The organism is Oxalobacteraceae sp. CFBP 8761 (assembly GCA_014841595.1).
In the GTDB taxonomy this organism is placed as follows: domain Bacteria; phylum Pseudomonadota; class Gammaproteobacteria; order Burkholderiales; family Burkholderiaceae_D; genus Telluria.
In genome coordinates, this window is record JACYUE010000001.1 from 2,298,868 (window position 1) to 2,315,744 (window position 16,877).

The following is a 16,877-nucleotide window of genomic DNA, read 5'->3' on the forward strand; positions in this document are numbered from 1 at the left end:
CGGTTCCTTCAAGGGCGCTGCGTGGCAGCGGCCTTCGGATAGAAGTTGATCGGTTGGGCCCCGCCGGTCATCGTCTTGAGCAGGGGCTCGACCCCGTCTGCGCCAGGGCCAAAGGTTTCCAGCGCTTCGTCCATGTCGCGCACGGGCGGCTCGGTGAGCGCCTCCGCAGCAACCGGGCTCATCGTTTCGAGCAGCGCGAACACGCATGCATATGGGCTGGCATTCGCGGCGAGCTTGCCGCCGATGTGGGCCAGCACATGGATCGCATCGCCCAGCAGGCGGGCAGCTTCGTCGTCACTTTGCTGGCCGATGAATTCGAGGAACAGCGGCACGAAGTCGGGCAGGTCGTTGCCGACCATCTGCAAACCATGGCGGCTGTACTCGGCCAGCAGGTCGACCATCGCCTGGCCACGGTCGCGCGATTCGCCGTGAATGTGCTCGAACAGGTGCAGCGAGTGCGACGGATTGCGGTCGAACGTCATCACATACTGCTGCTGCAGGTCGATCAGCGGCGTTGCCGCCAGGTGCGCAAACAACGGGGCGAGCCGGCTCAGGGCGCCCTCGTGCGGCGCCAGGGCTGCGCTCAGTTCGGGCAGCGCCTCGCACAGCGCGCGCTCGGGGTATTGCAGCAGTGCGGACAGAACTTGGTAGGTTTTCATGATGGTTCCTGGGTTACAGCTTTCTTGCGCGACCGTGGCATCGCCATGAAGATGGTCGAGCCCTGCTTCTTTTTGCCGAACAGGCTCGGCTCGCTCACGCCATCGGCGCAGCCGTTGCCGAAGCTGAAGCCGCAACTGCCCTTCTCGTTGAAGCTGTCTTCCGCCATCTCCTTGTGGCTGCTCGGGATCACGAAGCGGTCTTCATAATTGGCAATGGCCATGATGTGGTACATGTCCTCGACGGTGGCCTGGTCCAGCCCCACCTGTTCGAGCACGTCCAGGTTGACGACTTTCTCGACGGTCTTGCTGCGCATGTAGGCACGCATCGCCAGCATGCGGTCGAGTGCCCGCACGATCGGCGGCCCGTCGCCGGCCGTGAGCAGGTTGGCCAGGTATTGCACGGGAATGCGCAGGCTCTGCGTATCGGGCAGGATGCCGTTGCGGCCCATGCGGCCCGATTCGGCGGCCGCCTGGATCGGCGAGAGTGGCGGGATATACCAGACCATCGGCAGCGTGCGGTATTCCGGGTGCAGCGGGAATGCCACCTTCCATTGCACCGCCATCTTGTAGACGGGCGAGCGCTTGGCGGCGTCCAGCCAGCTGTCCGGAATGCCCTGCAGGCGCGCCTCGGCGATGATCGCCGGGTCGTGCGGATCGAGGAACAGACCCAGCTGCGACGGATACAGGTCGCGCGGATCGGCCACCGATGCGGCTTCTTCGATCTTGCCCGCGTCGTACAGCAGCACGCCCAGATAGCGGATACGCCCGACGCAGGTTTCCGAGCACACGGTCGGCTGGCCGGCCTCGATGCGCGGATAGCAGAACGTGCATTTCTCGGCCTGGCCGGACGACCAGTTGTAATAGATCTTCTTGTACGGGCAGCCCGAGATGCACATGCGCCAGCCGCGGCACTTGTCCTGGTCAATCAGCACGATGCCATCGTCCTCGCGCTTGTAGACCGAGCCGGATGGGCACGACGCCACGCAGGTCGGGTTCAGGCAATGCTCGCACAGGCGTGGCAGGTACATCATGAAGGTGTTCTCGAACGTGCCGTACATCTCCTTCTGCATATTGTTGAACAGCTGATCCTGGCTGCGCTTGGCAAATTCGCCGCCCAGATCGTCTTCCCAGTTCGGGCCCCACTCGATCTTTTCCATCGTCTTGCCGGTCAACACCGAGATGGGCCGCGCAGTCGGCGGCGTTTCGGACAACGGCGCATTCTGCAGGCGCTCGTAGTCGTACGTGAACGGCTCGTAGTACTCGTCGATCTGCGGCAGGTTCGGATTGGCGAAGATGTTGGCCAGGATTTTCAGGCGGCTGCCCTGACGCGGCTCAAGCTTGCCGGCGGCGGTGCGACGCCAGCCGCCCTGCCATTTGTCCTGGTTTTCCCACTGCTTCGGGTAACCGATGCCGGGCTTGGTTTCGACGTTGTTGAACCAGGCGTATTCGACGCCATCGCGGCTGGTCCAGACGTTCTTGCAGGTGACCGAGCAGGTGTGGCAGCCGATGCACTTGTCCAGGTTCAGGACCATGCCGATTTGCGCTCTGATTTTCATTCTGTGCTCCTTGATGGTGACGCGCTCATGCCGGTTGCTCCAACGGGCCTTCCAGCCAGTCGACCTTGTTCATCTTGCGAACCAGGACAAATTCATCCCGGTTCGAGCCGACCGTGCCGTAATAATTGAAGCCCCAGGACAGCTGCGCATAGCCGCCGATCATGTGGGTCGGCTTGGTCACGGTGCGCGTGACCGAGTTGTGGATGCCGCCCCGTTTGCCCGAGATCTCCGCACCCGGCACATTGATGATCTTTTCCTGGGCGTGGTACATCATCGTCATGCCTTCGGGGACGCGCTGGCTGACGACGGCGCGCGCCGTCAGCGTGCCATTCACGTTGAACACCTCGAGCCAGTCGTTGTCGACGATGCCGGCCGCCTTGGCGTCGGTTTCGGACAGCCACACGTGCGGCCCGCCGCGCGAGAGCGTCAACATGCGCAGATTGTCCGAGTAGGTCGAGTGAATTCCCCACTTCTGGTGCGGCGTGATGAAGTTCAGCGCGATTTCGCGGTTGCCGTTCGGGCTGGCGCCCAGCATGGCCGCCGTGGTCTTGGTGTCGATCGCCGGCTTGTAGACACACAGGCCTTCGCCGAAGTCGCGCATCCAGCGGTGGTCCTGGTAGAACTGCTGGCGGCCGGTCAACGTGCGCCACGGGATCATTTCATGCACATTGGTATAGCAGGCGTTGTAGCTGACCTCTTCCGATTCCAGGCCCGACCAGGTCGGCGACGAAATGATCTTGCGCGGCTGGGCCTGCACATCGCGGAAGCGGATCGTGTCGTGCTCGCGCGGCAGCGCAAGATGGGTATGGTCGCGGCCCGTCATGGCCGACAGCGCGGCCCAGGCCTTGACTGCCACGTGGCCGTTGGTTTCCGGTGCGAGCGACAGGATCATTTCGCAGGCATCGATCGCCGTGTCCAGGCGCGGCTGGCCCTTCGAGACACCTTCTTCCGTCACCACGCGGTTCACGCCGCGCAGCACCTCGACCTCATGGCCGGTCTTCCAGGCGATGCCCTTGCCGCCGTTGCCGGCCGATTCGAGCAGCGGCCCGACCGACGTGAACTTCTTGTAGATCTGCGCATAGTCGCGCTCCACGACCGTCATGTTCGGCATGGTCTTGCCCGGAATCGGCTCGCACTCGCCGGCACGCCAGTCTTTCGGATCGAACGGCTGGCCCAGCTCGCCCGGGGTATCGTGCATCAGTGGCGTGAGCACCAGATCGTGCTGGATGCCCAGTAACGCGCCGCCGATCTCGCTGAATTTCTCGGCAATGCCCTTATAGATGTCCCAGTCCGAGCGTGACTGCCACAATGGTTGCACGGCCTCGGATAGCGGATGAATGAACGGGTGCATGTCGGACGTGTTCAGGTCGTCCTTTTCGTACCAGGTGGCGGTCGGCAGCACGATGTCGCCATACAGGCAGGTCGTGGACATGCGAAAGTCCAGGACCACCAGCAAATCGAGCTTGCCTTCAGCGGCGGGACGTACTTTGACGTCGCGCGGCTTGATGCAATCGTCTTCGTTGCTCATCAGCGCGTTCTGCGTGCCGAGCAGGTATTTCAGAAAGTATTCGTGGCCCTTGCCGGAGCTGCCCAGGATGTTCGAGCGCCAGACGAACATATTGCGCGGGAAGTTCGCAGGATTATCGGGGTCGTCGCACGAGAATTCGAGATTGCCGGCCTTGATCTGGGCCAGCGCGTAGTCGGCCGGCGTCTTGCCCGCAGCAAGGGCGGCACGCGCCACATCCAGCGGGTTCGTTTGCAGCTGCGGCGCGGACGGTAGCCAGCCCATGCGCTCGGCCTTGGCGTTGTAATCGAGCAGACTCATTGGCGCCACGTCATCCCCCGCCAGTGGCGACGAGATTTCTTCGGTGTGCAGCTTTTCGTGGCGCCACTGGCTCGTGTGCGCATAGAAGAACGAGGTGCCGTTCATCTGGCGCATCGGCCGGTTCCAGTCGAGCGCGAAGGCAAGCGGGGTCCAGCCCGTTTGCGGGCGCAGCTTTTCCTGGCCGACGTAGTGGGCCCAGCCGCCGCCCGACTGGCCGACGCAGCCGCACATCATCAGCATATTGATGATGCCCCGGTACGTCATGTCCATGTGGTACCAGTGATTCAGCGCCGCGCCGACGATGACCATGCTCTTGCCGCGGGTCTGGTCGGCATTCTGCGCGAACTGGCGGGCCACGGTGATCACGTCGGCTGCCTTCACGCCGGTGTGCTTGACCTGCCATGCCGGCGTGTACGGCACATCGTCGTCAAAGCTCGTGGCCACGTTGCCGCCGCCCAGGCCGCGGTCGATGCCGTAGTTAGCCAGGGTCAGGTCGAACACGGTGGCCACGAGCACGCTGCGGCCATCGGCCAGCGTGACCCGCTTGACCGGTACGTTGCGTGGCAACATGTCGTTGGCATCGCGGCCGCCAAAGTACGGAAAGCCGACTGAGACCACCGCGTCGCTGCTGTCGATGAGCGACAGGCGTGGATCGATGGGCTGGCCGTTCCCGCCCTGTTTCATCTCCAGATTCCACTTGCCCGACTCGCCCCAGCGGAAACCAATCGAGCCGGCCGGTGCCACGATGTCGCCGCTGGCGTCGTCGATGACAAGCGTCTTCCAGTCCGGGTTGTTGGTCTCGTCGAGATTGTGTGCCAGGTGCGAGGCGCGCAGAAAATACTCGGGCGCCAGGTAGCCATTCTGCTCGGTGAGCAACACCAGCATCGGGAAGTCGGTGAACTGCTTGGCGTAGTCCTTGAAATACTGCGACTGGCTCTGGGCATGGAACTCCTTGAGGATGACGTGGCCCATGGCCATGGCCAGCGCCGCGTCGGTGCCCTGCTTCGGCGCCAGCCAGATGTCGCCGAACTTGGCCATCTCGCCGAAGTCGGACGACACGGCCACGGTCTTGGTCCCCTTGTAGCGCACTTCGGTATAGAAGTGGGCGTCGGGTGTGCGCGTCATCGGCACGTTCGATCCCCATACCATCAGATAGGTCGAGTTGTACCAGTCGGCCGATTCGGGCACGTCGGTCTGCTCGCCCCAGACTTGCGGGCTGGCCGGCGGCAAATCGCAGTACCAGTCATAGAAACTCAATGCCACGCCGCCGATCAGCGACAGGTAGCGCGTGCCGGCCGCGTAGCTGACCATCGACATCGCAGGGATCGGCGAAAAGCCGACAATGCGGTCAGGGCCGTATTTCTTGATCGTCAGCGCATTGGCGGCGGCGATGATCTCGTTGCTCTCGTCCCAGGTGGCGCGCACGAAACCGCCCAGGCCGCGCACCGACTTGTACCGCGCCGCACGTTCCGGATCCTGGCTGATGTAGTCCCAGGCTGTGACCGGGTCCATCGTCAGGCGTGCTTCGCGCCACATCTCCATCAGGCGGCCGCGCACCATCGGATACTTGACGCGCTGCGCCGAATACACGTACCACGAATAGCTGGCGCCGCGCGGACAACCGCGCGGTTCGTGGTTGGGCAGGTCGGGCCGGGTACGGGGATAGTCGGTCTGCTGGGTTTCCCACGTGATCAGGCCGTTCTTGACGTACACCTTCCAGCTGCACGAGCCGGTGCAGTTCACGCCGTGCGTGGAGCGCACGATCTTGTCATGCTGCCAGCGCTGGCGATAGGTGTTCTCCCACGTGCGGTCTTCGTCGACGGCGGCGCCGTGGCCGTCCGAGAACGTCGATGTGGTCTTGCTGAAAAACTTCAGTCGATCCAGAAAATGACTCATGCTGCCTCCTCGCTGGCGCCGCGTGCCGGGCCAGGAAATGAATTCGGTCCCACGCACGCTGCATGGACCGCCGATGAAATCAGTCTACGGAGCACGACTGTTTCCCGGTATCGGCAAGAAGCCCGCATCCGGATGCGAGAGGAACTAGTCCGGCGTACACCTTTATGACTAGGCGTGCGCCGCCTGTGCCAAAAGGACTACCCGCACTAGTTACTGCCACCGATTGGCAGGCCTGGGCGGGCAGGCTATAAGGGTCAGGGTGCCGTCACTTTGCCGCGCGCCGCAGATCAACAGGAATCAATGATGACTATCGACAGTTTCGAAGGGCTGCTGGTTGCAGCAGCAATGCAGGACGAGCCACAACGGTTGCTGCTGGCCTTTGCCGCGTCAGAGGCCGAACCGGGGCCCACGGCGGCCGCCCCACGCCAGACTCTGGTCCCGGTCATGTGTGTGGCCAAGCAGGTCGGGGAGCTCGATACATTCGCCAACCTCGAAGCGGAGGCCAGCAAGTTGGGCATGCACTGGGATGTCGTGCTGGTGAGCACGCTCGGTGGCGCTGGTGGCCTGCTGCCGGACAGCCGACGCACCGACGCAGCACTGGAGAAGATGGTGAGTTACATCCGGGCCGGTCAGATGGACCGGTTTGCCGCGTTCGGCCGCGGTGGCGCCGTACTGCGCTACGCCTGACGCCCGCCGCGCCCTGCAACCGACCGCAGCGGCGCTGGCAACGCGGCGCCACGCCGGGGGCTCAAGCTGCGCGCGCAGCCTCCACGCTGTCCGTCCACGGCAGAGCGCTCTTGTCCACCTGCCCAAGCTGCACATCGCGGCGCGGTACCAGCGGACACACAAGCGGCAAGAATCGCTGCTGCCGCGCAGAATAGGCCATCAACGCACCTGCCTCGATATCGAAATACCACCCGTGCAGCTTGACCAGTCCCTGTTCGACGCGGCGCTTCAACCACGGGTAGGTCAGCAGATTGTCGAGCGACTGCAGAATGCTGGCGAACTCGCAAGCCTTGTGCTGCTCGGCGCTGCTGCGGTGCGCCAGGTCGCGCCTCACCTGGCGCGCTACCGGCTCTGCAATGCGCATCCACTGACCGACGAAATCCGTCTCGGCCACTGGCGTGCGCGGGCCCATCAGGGCGCGGATTCCGCCGCAATGCGAATGACCCAGTACGATGACACGCGCGACCTCGAGATTGCAAATGGCAAATTCGATCGCCGAACTGACGCCAGGCGGCGCCTGCGGCGTACATGGCGGCACCAGGTTGGCGATATTGCGCACCACGAACAGCTCACCCGGCAGGCTGCCGGTCAGCAGCATGGGATCGACGCGTGCATCGCAGCACCCGATGACCAGCGTGGCTGGACGCTGCCCGGCCCGCAAACTGTCAGGCACGTTCTGCGGCTCACTGAAGTATTGCTGCTGGAAGCATGTGAAACCGTGCACAAACTTTTCAATATCGTGCACCGACGTTCTCCTTGGTGGCGTGATTGCATCAGCCGGCATAGCGTCGTCATGCACCCGTGGCAAAGTCCGGGTCGTCACGGTCGGATACGACGATTAACGCGGCCCTGATTGCGTTGGCTTGCGCACGAGTTCCGCATCGAATGGCAGTGGCTGCAGAGGTGGCAAAGAAACCTGCCATAGCGCCATCAACATGGCATGTCCGCGTCCTTGCGCGCGTAACACCACCAGGTAATGACGATGCAGCTGACATAGAAGCCGATGAAGCACCACAGGGCTGCATCGGCGCTGCCGGTCAGTGCGATCGAGGTGCCGTAGCTCTTGGGAATGAAGAATGCGCCATAAGCCGCCACCGCCGACGTGAAGCCCAGCACTGCAGCGCCTTCCTTGTTTGCATCGGCGACCGCCTGGTGCTGGAGCGCGATGCTCTTGCCCTTGGCCGCGCGCTGGTGTTCGGTCAGGAAGATTACGGGAATCATGCGGAACGTCGATGCGTTACCCACGCCGGTGCCGGCGAACAGCAGCATGAACATCCAGAAGAAACCGGTGAAGTCGCCGTTCGTGCCGGCGTTTGGCAGGAACCAGATCACGCCGTAGGCAGCCGCGATCATGCCGGCAAACGTCCACACGGTCACGCGCGCGCCACCCAGTTTGTCAGCGACGATTCCGCCCAGTACCCGCGCAAGCGCACCGACAAGCGGCCCCAGAAAGGCATATTGCAGTGGATTGACATCCGGGAACTGGGTTTTGATCAGCAGCGGAAAACCAGCCGAATAGCCGATGAACGAGCCGAATGTCCCGGTGTAAAGCCAGCACATGAGCCAGTTGTGCTTGCGCTTGAAGATGACGGCCTGCTCGGCAAACGAGGCCTTGGCCGAGGCCAGGTCGTTCATGCCGAACCATGCCAGCACGGTACTGGCGACGATGAATGGCACCCAGATGAAGCCGGCGTTCTGTAGCCACAGCGTGCTCGTCGTTCCGGCCTTGATTGCCTGCTGGGGCGCTCCGCCAACAGCGCCGAACACGCCGGCAATAATGACCATCGGCACGACGAACTGCACGACCGATACGCCCAGATTCCCCAGGCCGGCATTCATGCCGAGTGCATAGCCCTTTTTCGCCTTCGGGTAGAAAAAGCTGATATTCGCCATCGACGAAGCAAAATTGCCGCCGCCAAAGCCGCACAGCAAGGCCAGCAGGAGCATGGTCGGGTAGCCGGTGGTGACATCCTGCACGGCAAAACCAATGCCGATGGCCGGGATCAACAGCGAGGCTGTCGAAATCGTGGTCCACTTGCGGCCGCCAAAGATAGGCACCATGAACGAATAGAAAATGCGCAGTGTCGCACCCGACAGGCCGGGCAACGCAGTCAGCCAGAACAGCTGATTGGTACTGTATTGAAAACCAATAGCGGGCAGGTTGACGACCACCACACTCCACACCATCCAGATGGCGAAGGCCAATGCCAGCGCCGGAATGGACAGCCACAGGTTGCGATTGGCAGTTGCACTGCCCCCGTCGTGCCAGAACGCTGGATTTTCCGGTTCCCAGGCGTTGATCACATATTTGCTCATGAATGTCTCCAGATTGCGATTGAAAGTCAGGCAGCCGCGCGCAGTGCTGCAGCACCAGGCGCCACAGCGGCATCTGGCTTGAATGAGAAGTGCATCCAGATCAGCGATACACAGACGGTGCCGTAGAGCAGCATGAAGGCGCTCGACCGGACACCGGTGAGGTCCAGCAGCACACCGAACAGGATGGGCAGGACAAAGCCGCCCAGTCCGCCGGCCAGACCCACTACGCCGGAGACGGCGCCGATGTTGTCGCTGTATTCGTCGCCGATGAATTTGAAGACTGACGCCTTGCCGATCGCCATCGCCGTACCGACGATGAACAGCAGGCCGGTAAACATCCACGGTGTCAGTGCCAGGCTCAGGTTCATTTCGCCGTTGACCGTCTTGATGGCCATGCTGGTCGGCGGATACGACAGCAGGAAGAAACAGACCCAGCACACCCACATCACCCACCAGGTGACCTTATAGGCGCCGTAACGGTCCGAAATCCAGCCGCCCAGCGCACGCAGCACGCCGCCTGGCAGCGAAAAGCATGCAGCCAGCAAGGCCGCCAGACGCAGATCGAACCCGTATTCGCCGACGTAGTATTTGGTCATCCAGAGCGCCAACGCTACATAGCCGCCGAACACCACCGAGTAGTATTGGCAATAGCGCCACACGCGCGGGTCCTTCAGCACCTTCATCTGTTCCGAGAACGGCACACTGGCGCCGCTCTGGTGCGCGGGATCGGTCGCGCTGAATAGCCAGAACAGGATTGCCGTCACGAGGAGCGTCACGGCATACACTGTAGGCAGCATCTGCCATCCGTAGGCAGCGATGATCGCCGGTGCGACGAATTTGGTGAGCGCGGAACCGGAGTTGCCGGCCCCGAAGATACCCATCGCAAGTCCGCGGCGCTCTTTCGAGAACCAGCGCGCCACATACGGCGTGCCGACCGAGAACGAGCCGCCAACGATACCCACGATCAGGCCCAGCACCAAAAATTGCCAGTATGCGGTCGCCTTGCCGATCAGGTAGATCGGGATCACCGATACCAGCATCAGCAGGAAGAACACGATCCGTCCGCCATATTTGTCGCACCAGATGCCCAGCGGTACACGTACCAGCGACCCGCTCAGTACCGGCATCGCTGCCAACAGGCCAAACTGCGTTTCGTTCAGGCCCAGCATCGCTTTGATGGGAATGCCAAGCACCGCGAACATCATCCAGATTGCGAAACAGATCGTGAACGATATCGTGCTGCTGGCCAGTACCTGCCCTGCCTTGCTTTTGCTTGCCACGTGATTCTCCTGACGCCTTGGGGATCGCATGAGCTTAGTGGGCGCGTGTACCCGCGCCAATTGGCAGGAAGGGTGAATACGAATGGCAAGCGGCCTAGCCGCATCCGTCAAACTGACTAGGCCATCACGGCAATTGGCGCCTTGCCCGGGAACTGACGCACCTGCAAGCCGCCGGCACATCACTTCAGCGCCCGGCGTCAATCGGTCTCAATATGTCTATACCAGGTACAAAGCCGATCGAATATTCGGCCTGGAATATCATTTCCGCATTGATACGCGCCGGTGCAGCCAGTGGGGAATTCGGTCGCAACGGCGCAAGTGTTTTAGCTGAGCGGCCGAGATCTTCGCTGTTACTTTCCCCAAGCACCAGATTGTTCTGTCAGTTGGCTTAGACAGTTTTGTCAATGAATCGCGTGAACCTTCTGAAAGTAATGAGACAGGTGTAATTGGAACCTCTGGATGCGGATGAAAACACATGCGACAAGCCATGCAGGCTCAACTCTCATTCGTCACGATTTGTATCGTTCCCGCGAGCGTCTTATGCACCGGACATTTGTTCGCAATGTCGGTAAGGCGCGCCCTTTCTTCGCTGCTCAATTCACCGACATAATGAATACTCCGGGTAAATGCATAGGACCCGTCCTGCTGACCGTGGCTGATATGCACATTCACATCGTCAAGCTTGTAACCCTTGCGTCGCGCATACATTGTCACTGTAAGCGCGGTACATGCGCCCATTGCTGCCGCCAGCAGGTCGTGAGGCTCGGGGCCGGTCGCTTCGCCTCCCGCCTCAACCGACGCATCCGCAGTGAGGCGATGCGATCCAACCTCGATAATCTGTTGCAGCTTGCCTTCGCCGTGATGCGTGACGATCTCCATTTGATATCTCCCTGTTCGTTGTGACGTTTCAGTCGCGAGCGCAGGACGCCATGCGCGCAAGAACTGCGGCTGCCAGCCTTCAGCGGTTCTGATAGCCGCCGTAGACAGCCACCGGGCTCCACGCCGGCGACACAGGCGGCATTTGCGGATTCAGCGGCGAATAAGGACCGGCGCCGTAGACCACCGTGCCGTTCACCACGGTCAACAGGCTCTCCAGGCGCTTGATGCCTTCCGCCTCCATCGTGAAGTAGTCCTGGGGCAGGACCACGAAGTCGGCATACCGGCCACGCCGAATCGTTCCCTTGAGCTTCTCTTCGCCGCTCATCCAGGCCGAACCCGTGGTCATCAACCTCAGGGCCTGATAGCGGCTTGGTACATCCCTCGCCTGCCAGGTCGACATGCCGCCAGCAGTCTTGCCAGTGGCGGCCCAATACAGCGACGGCCAGGGGTTATAGCTCGACACCCGTGTGCCATCGGTACCCAGGCCGCCCGGGATCCTCATGTCCAGCATCTTGCGAATCGGTGGCATCTGGCGCGTCTGCGCGCCATAGCGCTTCCAGTAGCTCTCGCCCTGGAAGTGCATGCGGTCCTGGACTGCGATGCCGCCACCCAGCTTCTTGATGCGCGCCAGCTGGGCGTCGGTGACGGTCTCCGCGTGGTCGACAATGAAGCGCAGCCCGTTCAGCGGCGTTGTCGCGTTGACCTTCTCGATCACCGCCAGGTCGCGGTCGATGCTTTCACCGTAGGTGGCGTGCAGCCGGAACGGCCAGCGCTTCTGCACCAGCAGGCTGACCACCTGCTCCAGCTCGTCCTCCATGTGGGTTGGCAGGTCGGGACGTGGTTCCAGGAAGTTTTCGAAGTCGGCCGCGCTGGCGACCAGGTTCTCGCCCGCACCTTCCGCCGAGAAGCCATTCGGATAGAACATGTGGTCGTTCTTCTTTGGGTGGGTCATGCCGATCCAGCGCTGGAAGTCTTCCAGTTCCTTGCCGGGACGCTGGGCAAACAGGTAGTAGGCGGTGCGCACGGTGAGCTTGCCCTCGCGCGCCAGCCCGATCGTCACGCCATAGTCGTCCGGGTAGTTCTGGAAGCCGCCGCCAGCATCGATGACGCTGGTCACGCCCAGCCTGTTGAGTTCGCGGTAGTAGTGCAGCGTGGAATTGACCTGATCTTCGCGGCTGAGCTTGTTGGTCTTGGCCAGCGTCGAGTACAGGATCAGCGCACTCGGCTTGGCGATCAGGCGCCCTGTCGGATCGCCGTTGGCGTCCAGCTCCACCACGCCATCCTTGTACTTCGTCTCGCTGGTGTAGCCGAGCGTCTCGATGCCTTTCCTGTTCAGGAAGCCCAAGCCGTACAGGTAGAGAACGAAAACCGGCCGATCGGGCACGGCCGCAGTGATCTCCTCCAGCGTCGGCAAGCGCTTTTCCTCGAACTGGTACTCGTTCCAGCCACCCACCACCTTCACCCATTCGCCTTCCGGCGTGCGCGCAGCTTGCTCCTTCAGCATGTCGAGCGCGCGCTTGAGCGATGTCACGCCGTCCCAGCGCAGCTCCATGTTGTAGTTCAGGCCTTCGCGGATCACATGGGTGTGGGAATCGTTCAGGCCGGGAATCACGGTGCGCCCGCCGGTGTCGATGACCCGGGTCGTGGCGGTCTTGTGCTTCAGCACAGCGGCATTGCTTCCCGTTGCCAGCACCTTGCCGTCCTTGACCGCGACGGCCTGGACGAACTCGCTCTCGCGGACCATGGTGGCAATCTTGCCGTTGGTGAGGATCAGATCGGCCTGGGCCTGGGCCGCCGCTGCGGCCAGCAGGCCGGAGGCCAGCAACGCCGCATGGACGCCGGTACGACGGGATGGGATGGTGTGGTTCATGGCGCTTCTTTCGTTGGTATCAAGCGAGATGCATGCTTTTCTTACCATAGCAGCGTAGCACCTGGCCGGCCCCTGTCATTTTGCGGGGGCGGACGGCAGCGCAGTCGGCTCTTCGGGCATCCGGGCCCTGCAAAAACACACGCGCATAGAACTATCGTATGAATGATATGTCAACGCAAGCAGCCATAATCAATCGGCGGCGACCTTCTGCGCCCCGCCCCAGATTGTTCACTCGATGAAAGCACGTCCCATCCCATGAACCAGGTTCCACACACTGCCCTGTCAGTCCGGCCCCTGCGTGATCCACACCCACATGCGGCGTCATCTAGCGCAAGCGCGGTCAGCCGCAAGCCCGATGCGGCCTGGCAGCTGGCGGCAATGGTCACGTCGGTCATGGCCAGCCTAGAACAGGCGGCCTGCGAACTGGCATCCATCTGCGAAGATGACGCAGCGCCGGCCTGCGCTGCGCTCTGCCTTGCGAGTACCGGGTTTGCGGCAGGCATGCCCTTGCCGGAACTGGCGGGCCGCCTGGCCCAGGCAAGGCGCCGGCCCGCGGGCGCGCAGGACCGGGCGGAACTGGCCGGCCGCGCCGCGCTGGTGGACATCCTGCTGGTCGGCGACGAGGCGGTGGCATCTACCGCACCCGATGGCGCGATGCTTGAACATCGCTTCGGCCACTGGCTCACCGTCCTGCAAACAGCCTGGTATGCGGGTGCGCAAACCCAAGCCATGAACGCCATCGCCCGCGCCCGCGCCCTCGCCGCTGCACCGCAGCCTCCGGCAGAGCGCATGAGTTTCCACCTGTTCGCTGCGCTGGCCACGTCGCGCAACATGGATGCTGGCGCCGACTGCAAGCCGGACATCCATTGTGCGGAGCTGCGCCGCATGGCCTGGCTGCACCCGGCCAATGCCGCCAGCTTTTCCCTGCTGGCCGATGCGGCGCACGCGCGGCACAACGGCGATGTCCTGGCCGCCTTGCGCGGTTATGAGGCGGCGGCCGACGCGGCCACCGGCCAGGGGCGGCACTGGATGGCTGCCCTGGCCTGGGAAGAAGCGGCGCACCTGACCCATGCTTGCGGCCTGGCCTCGGTCACCAGCCACTTCCGGCAGGCCGCGCTTACCAGCCACGGCCACTGGGGGGCCCACGGCCGGCGTGCCTGCCTGCGGTCACGGTGGGGCCTGGTGGAGTCCGGCCACGCGGGCGAATCGCCCAGTTTGCCGATGGAGGCGCATGCGGTTCAAGCGGCCGGCCTCGGTGAACTCGGCTTGTCGATCGCGCACGAGGTCAACCAGCCGCTGGCGGCAATTTCGCTGCACGCCGCGGCGGCAAGGAAATGGCTGCGCAAGGCTGAGCCGGACATTGACCGCGCCCTTTCATCGATCGCCCTGATCAGCGACGCCGGGCGGCACGCCGGCGAGATCGTGCGCAGCATGCAGCGGCTCGCGGCGCACCGACATAACGATATGGGGCAGGTGAAGGTCGACCAGACCGCGCGCGACGTTCTCCAGCTCCTGCAGCGCCGCATGCGCAAGGAAGGCATCGACGTGAAGGTTGCGCTGGGCCTGGGTGAGACCACGATTCACGCCAATGCCACCCAGCTGCAGCAGGTCATGACCAACCTGCTCGTGAATGCGATCGAGGCGTTGACCGGCTCCAGCGCACCGACCGGACCGAAACAAATCAGTATCGCCACGCGCCCGCATGGCAGCCACGAGGTGGAAGTGCGCATTAGCGACAACGGCCCCGGCGTCCCCTTGCACCACCGCGAGCGCGTGTTCGGTAGTCTGTTCACCACCAAGCCCGGCAGTACCGGCCTGGGACTGGCAATCTGCCTGGCCATCGTGCGCGCACACGGGGGGCGGATCGCCTACGAGCCGGGGCAGCCCCGGGGTGCCTGTTTCCACTTCATTGTTCCCATGCACCCAGGCCGGCTTGACCTGGGCTGAAAGCCGCGCCAGACTGTTATTCGTTTTACAGCTTGCCCACATCGACATGGACACATGAACCATCCCGACCAGCCGATCCGCGTGATGATCGCCGACGACCACCCCATGATGCGTGACGGGATTGCCGCCACCCTGCGCGCCCAGGGCGGCATGGACATCGTCAGCCTGGCCAGCAATGGCGCCGAAGCCATCGCCCAGTTCGCTCGCCACCGGCCGGACGTGACGCTGATGGACCTGCAAATGCCGGTCAAGGATGGGCTCGAGGCGATTGTGGCGATCCGCGCCTTGCATCCCGATGCACGCATCATTGTGCTGACGACCTTCAGCGGTGACGCGCGCGTGATCGCCGCACTGAAGGCGGGTGCCACCGGCTATCTGCTCAAGGACGTGACCGCGGCCGAACTCGCTCATACGGTACGCCACGTCTACCAGGGCGCGAGCGTCATCGCGAAGGTGGCCCAGGATGAGGTTGATGGCCACTTCCCTGCCGACAAGCTGTCTGCGCGCGAACTCGAGGTGCTGCGTCTTGCTGCCAACGGCAATTCCAACCGCATGATCGGCGCCATCCTCACCATCAGCGAACCCACCGTCAAGAGCCACATGAGCACCGTGCTCGTCAAGCTGGGCGCGAGCGACCGCACCCACGCGGTGACCCTGGCCATCAAGCGCGGCTACATCACCCTGTAGCGCCCGTCCGCCTTGCACGCAGTGCGACCCCGTCATTCGGCAGGGTCGCGCTGCGCGGCGCCGCCGTAGGATAGACGTGACGGACCTTGCAGCCATGGTCCGCAGCTATTCATCACCACGGCATCGATCGACCATGAAAACACGACTTCTCCCAACAGGCATACTCGCCATTCTTCCCTTTTGCCTTGGCTCGGCCGCCCGGGCCCAGTCCGACACGGTCCAGATGTACGGGCGCCTCAATCTCGGCCTGGAATCGGCGCAAGCTGGCCGCTCGCCCCCTGCCGCAGCGCGCCTGACGCGGCTGGCGAACTACCGCTCGGTGATCGGGCTGCGCGGCAACGCCCCGCTCGGCGACACCCTGCATCTGATCTGGCAGGTCGAGGGCGCGGTTGCGCCCGACACCGGCACCGGCGCCCTCGCCTCGCGCAACACCCGTGTCGGCCTCGAAAGCCGCTGGGGTACCCTGTTTGCCGGCAACTGGACCACGCCCTACAATGCCTCGACCGCCGATCTCGATCCCTTCTACGTGACGACGGCGGGCTACATGAGCATCATGGGCAACGGCGCTGCGCCCAGCAGCGACAACCTTTCCGATATCAGTTCCTTCGATCGGCGCCAGCAGAACAGCCTGCATTACTGGACGCCGGCCTGGCGGGGCCTGTCGCTACGCCTGGCGCACGGCTTCAGCAAGGAGCGCCCCGCAGGCGGCGCCCGCCCGGCGCTGGACTCGGCAGCCCTGCTGCTGGAGCGCGGACGGCTGTACGTGGCACTGGCGCATGAACGCCATCGCGACTACCACGGGCCGGCCCGCGATGACCGTGGCACCAGGCTGGCGCTGGCCTATCGCGTCGGCCCGACGCGCCTGGCACTGGTCGGCGAACGCCTGGATTACCGCACCAAGAGCGGCGCGCTGCGACGCGACGCCTGGTACATGTCCGCGACCCGGCAGGTTGGCCAGCATACCCTGAGCCTCGGCGTGGCAAAAGCGCAGGACGGCAAGGGCACAGCGAGGGAACGGATCGGCTTCGTCAGCGCAGGACCTGACACCGGCGCGGTGCACGCCACCATTGGCTATGAGCTGGCCCTGTCGCGTCGCACCACCTTGTTCGCCTTCCACACGCGTCTGCACAACGATGATCGCGGAACCGTCGACTTTGCCATCAACGGGCTGGATCCGGTCGCAGGCGCCCACCTGCGCGGCACCGCGCTCGGCATCAGGCACGCATTCTGAGGCCG

General features: G+C 63.3%; 12 protein-coding genes. 4 read left to right on the plus strand and 8 right to left on the minus strand.

Going from position 1 to position 16,877, the window contains the following annotated elements; translation table 11 throughout:
- Nucleotides 1-8 precede the first annotated feature (8 nt).
- From narJ to IFU00_10040, 3 genes are read right to left on the minus strand one after another with little or no spacing between them, the layout of a single operon-like run.
- Nucleotides 9-659 (minus strand): nitrate reductase molybdenum cofactor assembly chaperone, encoded by a 651-nt coding sequence (gene narJ / locus IFU00_10030; protein MBD8542621.1) that lies wholly within the window; start codon nt 657-659, stop codon nt 9-11.
- Complete coding sequence (gene narH / locus IFU00_10035) at nt 656-2,215, minus strand: nitrate reductase subunit beta (protein MBD8542622.1); 1,560 nt, start codon at nt 2,213-2,215, stop codon at nt 656-658. The genes narJ and narH overlap by 4 nt, the downstream gene beginning before the upstream one ends.
- A 25-nt stretch (nt 2,216-2,240) precedes the next feature.
- Nucleotides 2,241-5,936, minus strand: a complete 3,696-nt coding sequence (locus IFU00_10040) for a nitrate reductase subunit alpha (GenBank protein MBD8542623.1) — start codon at nt 5,934-5,936, stop codon at nt 2,241-2,243.
- 303 nt (nt 5,937-6,239) lie between these two features.
- Between IFU00_10040 and IFU00_10045 the strand changes: the two genes are divergently transcribed.
- Nucleotides 6,240-6,623, plus strand: a complete 384-nt coding sequence (locus IFU00_10045; GenBank protein MBD8542624.1) for a hypothetical protein — start codon at nt 6,240-6,242, stop codon at nt 6,621-6,623.
- Nucleotides 6,624-6,684: 61 nt separating this feature from the next.
- On the opposite strand, the gene IFU00_10050 is transcribed toward IFU00_10045, so the two are convergent.
- From IFU00_10050 to IFU00_10070, 5 genes are all read right to left on the minus strand, one after another.
- Complete coding sequence (locus IFU00_10050; protein MBD8542625.1) at nt 6,685-7,407, minus strand: carbonic anhydrase; 723 nt, start codon at nt 7,405-7,407, stop codon at nt 6,685-6,687.
- A gap of 185 nt (nt 7,408-7,592) precedes the next feature.
- Nucleotides 7,593-8,978 (minus strand): NarK family nitrate/nitrite MFS transporter, encoded by a 1,386-nt coding sequence (locus tag IFU00_10055; protein MBD8542626.1) that lies wholly within the window; start codon nt 8,976-8,978, stop codon nt 7,593-7,595.
- A gap of 26 nt (nt 8,979-9,004) precedes the next feature.
- Nucleotides 9,005-10,288 carry a NarK/NasA family nitrate transporter gene (locus IFU00_10060; GenBank protein MBD8542627.1) on the minus strand — a complete coding sequence of 428 codons (1,284 nt, stop codon included), beginning with the start codon at nt 10,286-10,288 and terminating at the stop codon, nt 9,005-9,007.
- Nucleotides 10,289-10,753: 465 nt separating this feature from the next.
- Complete coding sequence (locus IFU00_10065; protein ID MBD8542628.1) at nt 10,754-11,137, minus strand: OsmC family protein; 384 nt, start codon at nt 11,135-11,137, stop codon at nt 10,754-10,756.
- Nucleotides 11,138-11,216: 79 nt separating this feature from the next.
- Entirely contained in the window at nt 11,217-13,007 is a 1,791-nt protein-coding gene (locus IFU00_10070; GenBank protein MBD8542629.1) for an amidohydrolase, read from the minus strand.
- A 255-nt stretch (nt 13,008-13,262) separates the two neighbouring features.
- Here IFU00_10070 and IFU00_10075 point away from each other — a divergent pair, with 255 nt between their 5' ends.
- From IFU00_10075 to IFU00_10085, 3 genes are all read left to right on the plus strand, one after another.
- Nucleotides 13,263-14,954, plus strand: coding sequence for a hypothetical protein (locus tag IFU00_10075; protein MBD8542630.1), 1,692 nt, complete (start codon nt 13,263-13,265; stop codon nt 14,952-14,954).
- Between the two features lie 54 nt (nt 14,955-15,008).
- Entirely contained in the window at nt 15,009-15,641 is a 633-nt protein-coding gene (locus IFU00_10080; protein ID MBD8542631.1) for a response regulator transcription factor, read from the plus strand.
- Nucleotides 15,642-15,774: 133 nt separating this feature from the next.
- Entirely contained in the window at nt 15,775-16,872 is a 1,098-nt protein-coding gene (locus IFU00_10085) for a porin (protein ID MBD8542632.1), read from the plus strand.
- The last annotated feature ends 5 nt before the right edge of the window (nt 16,873-16,877 follow it).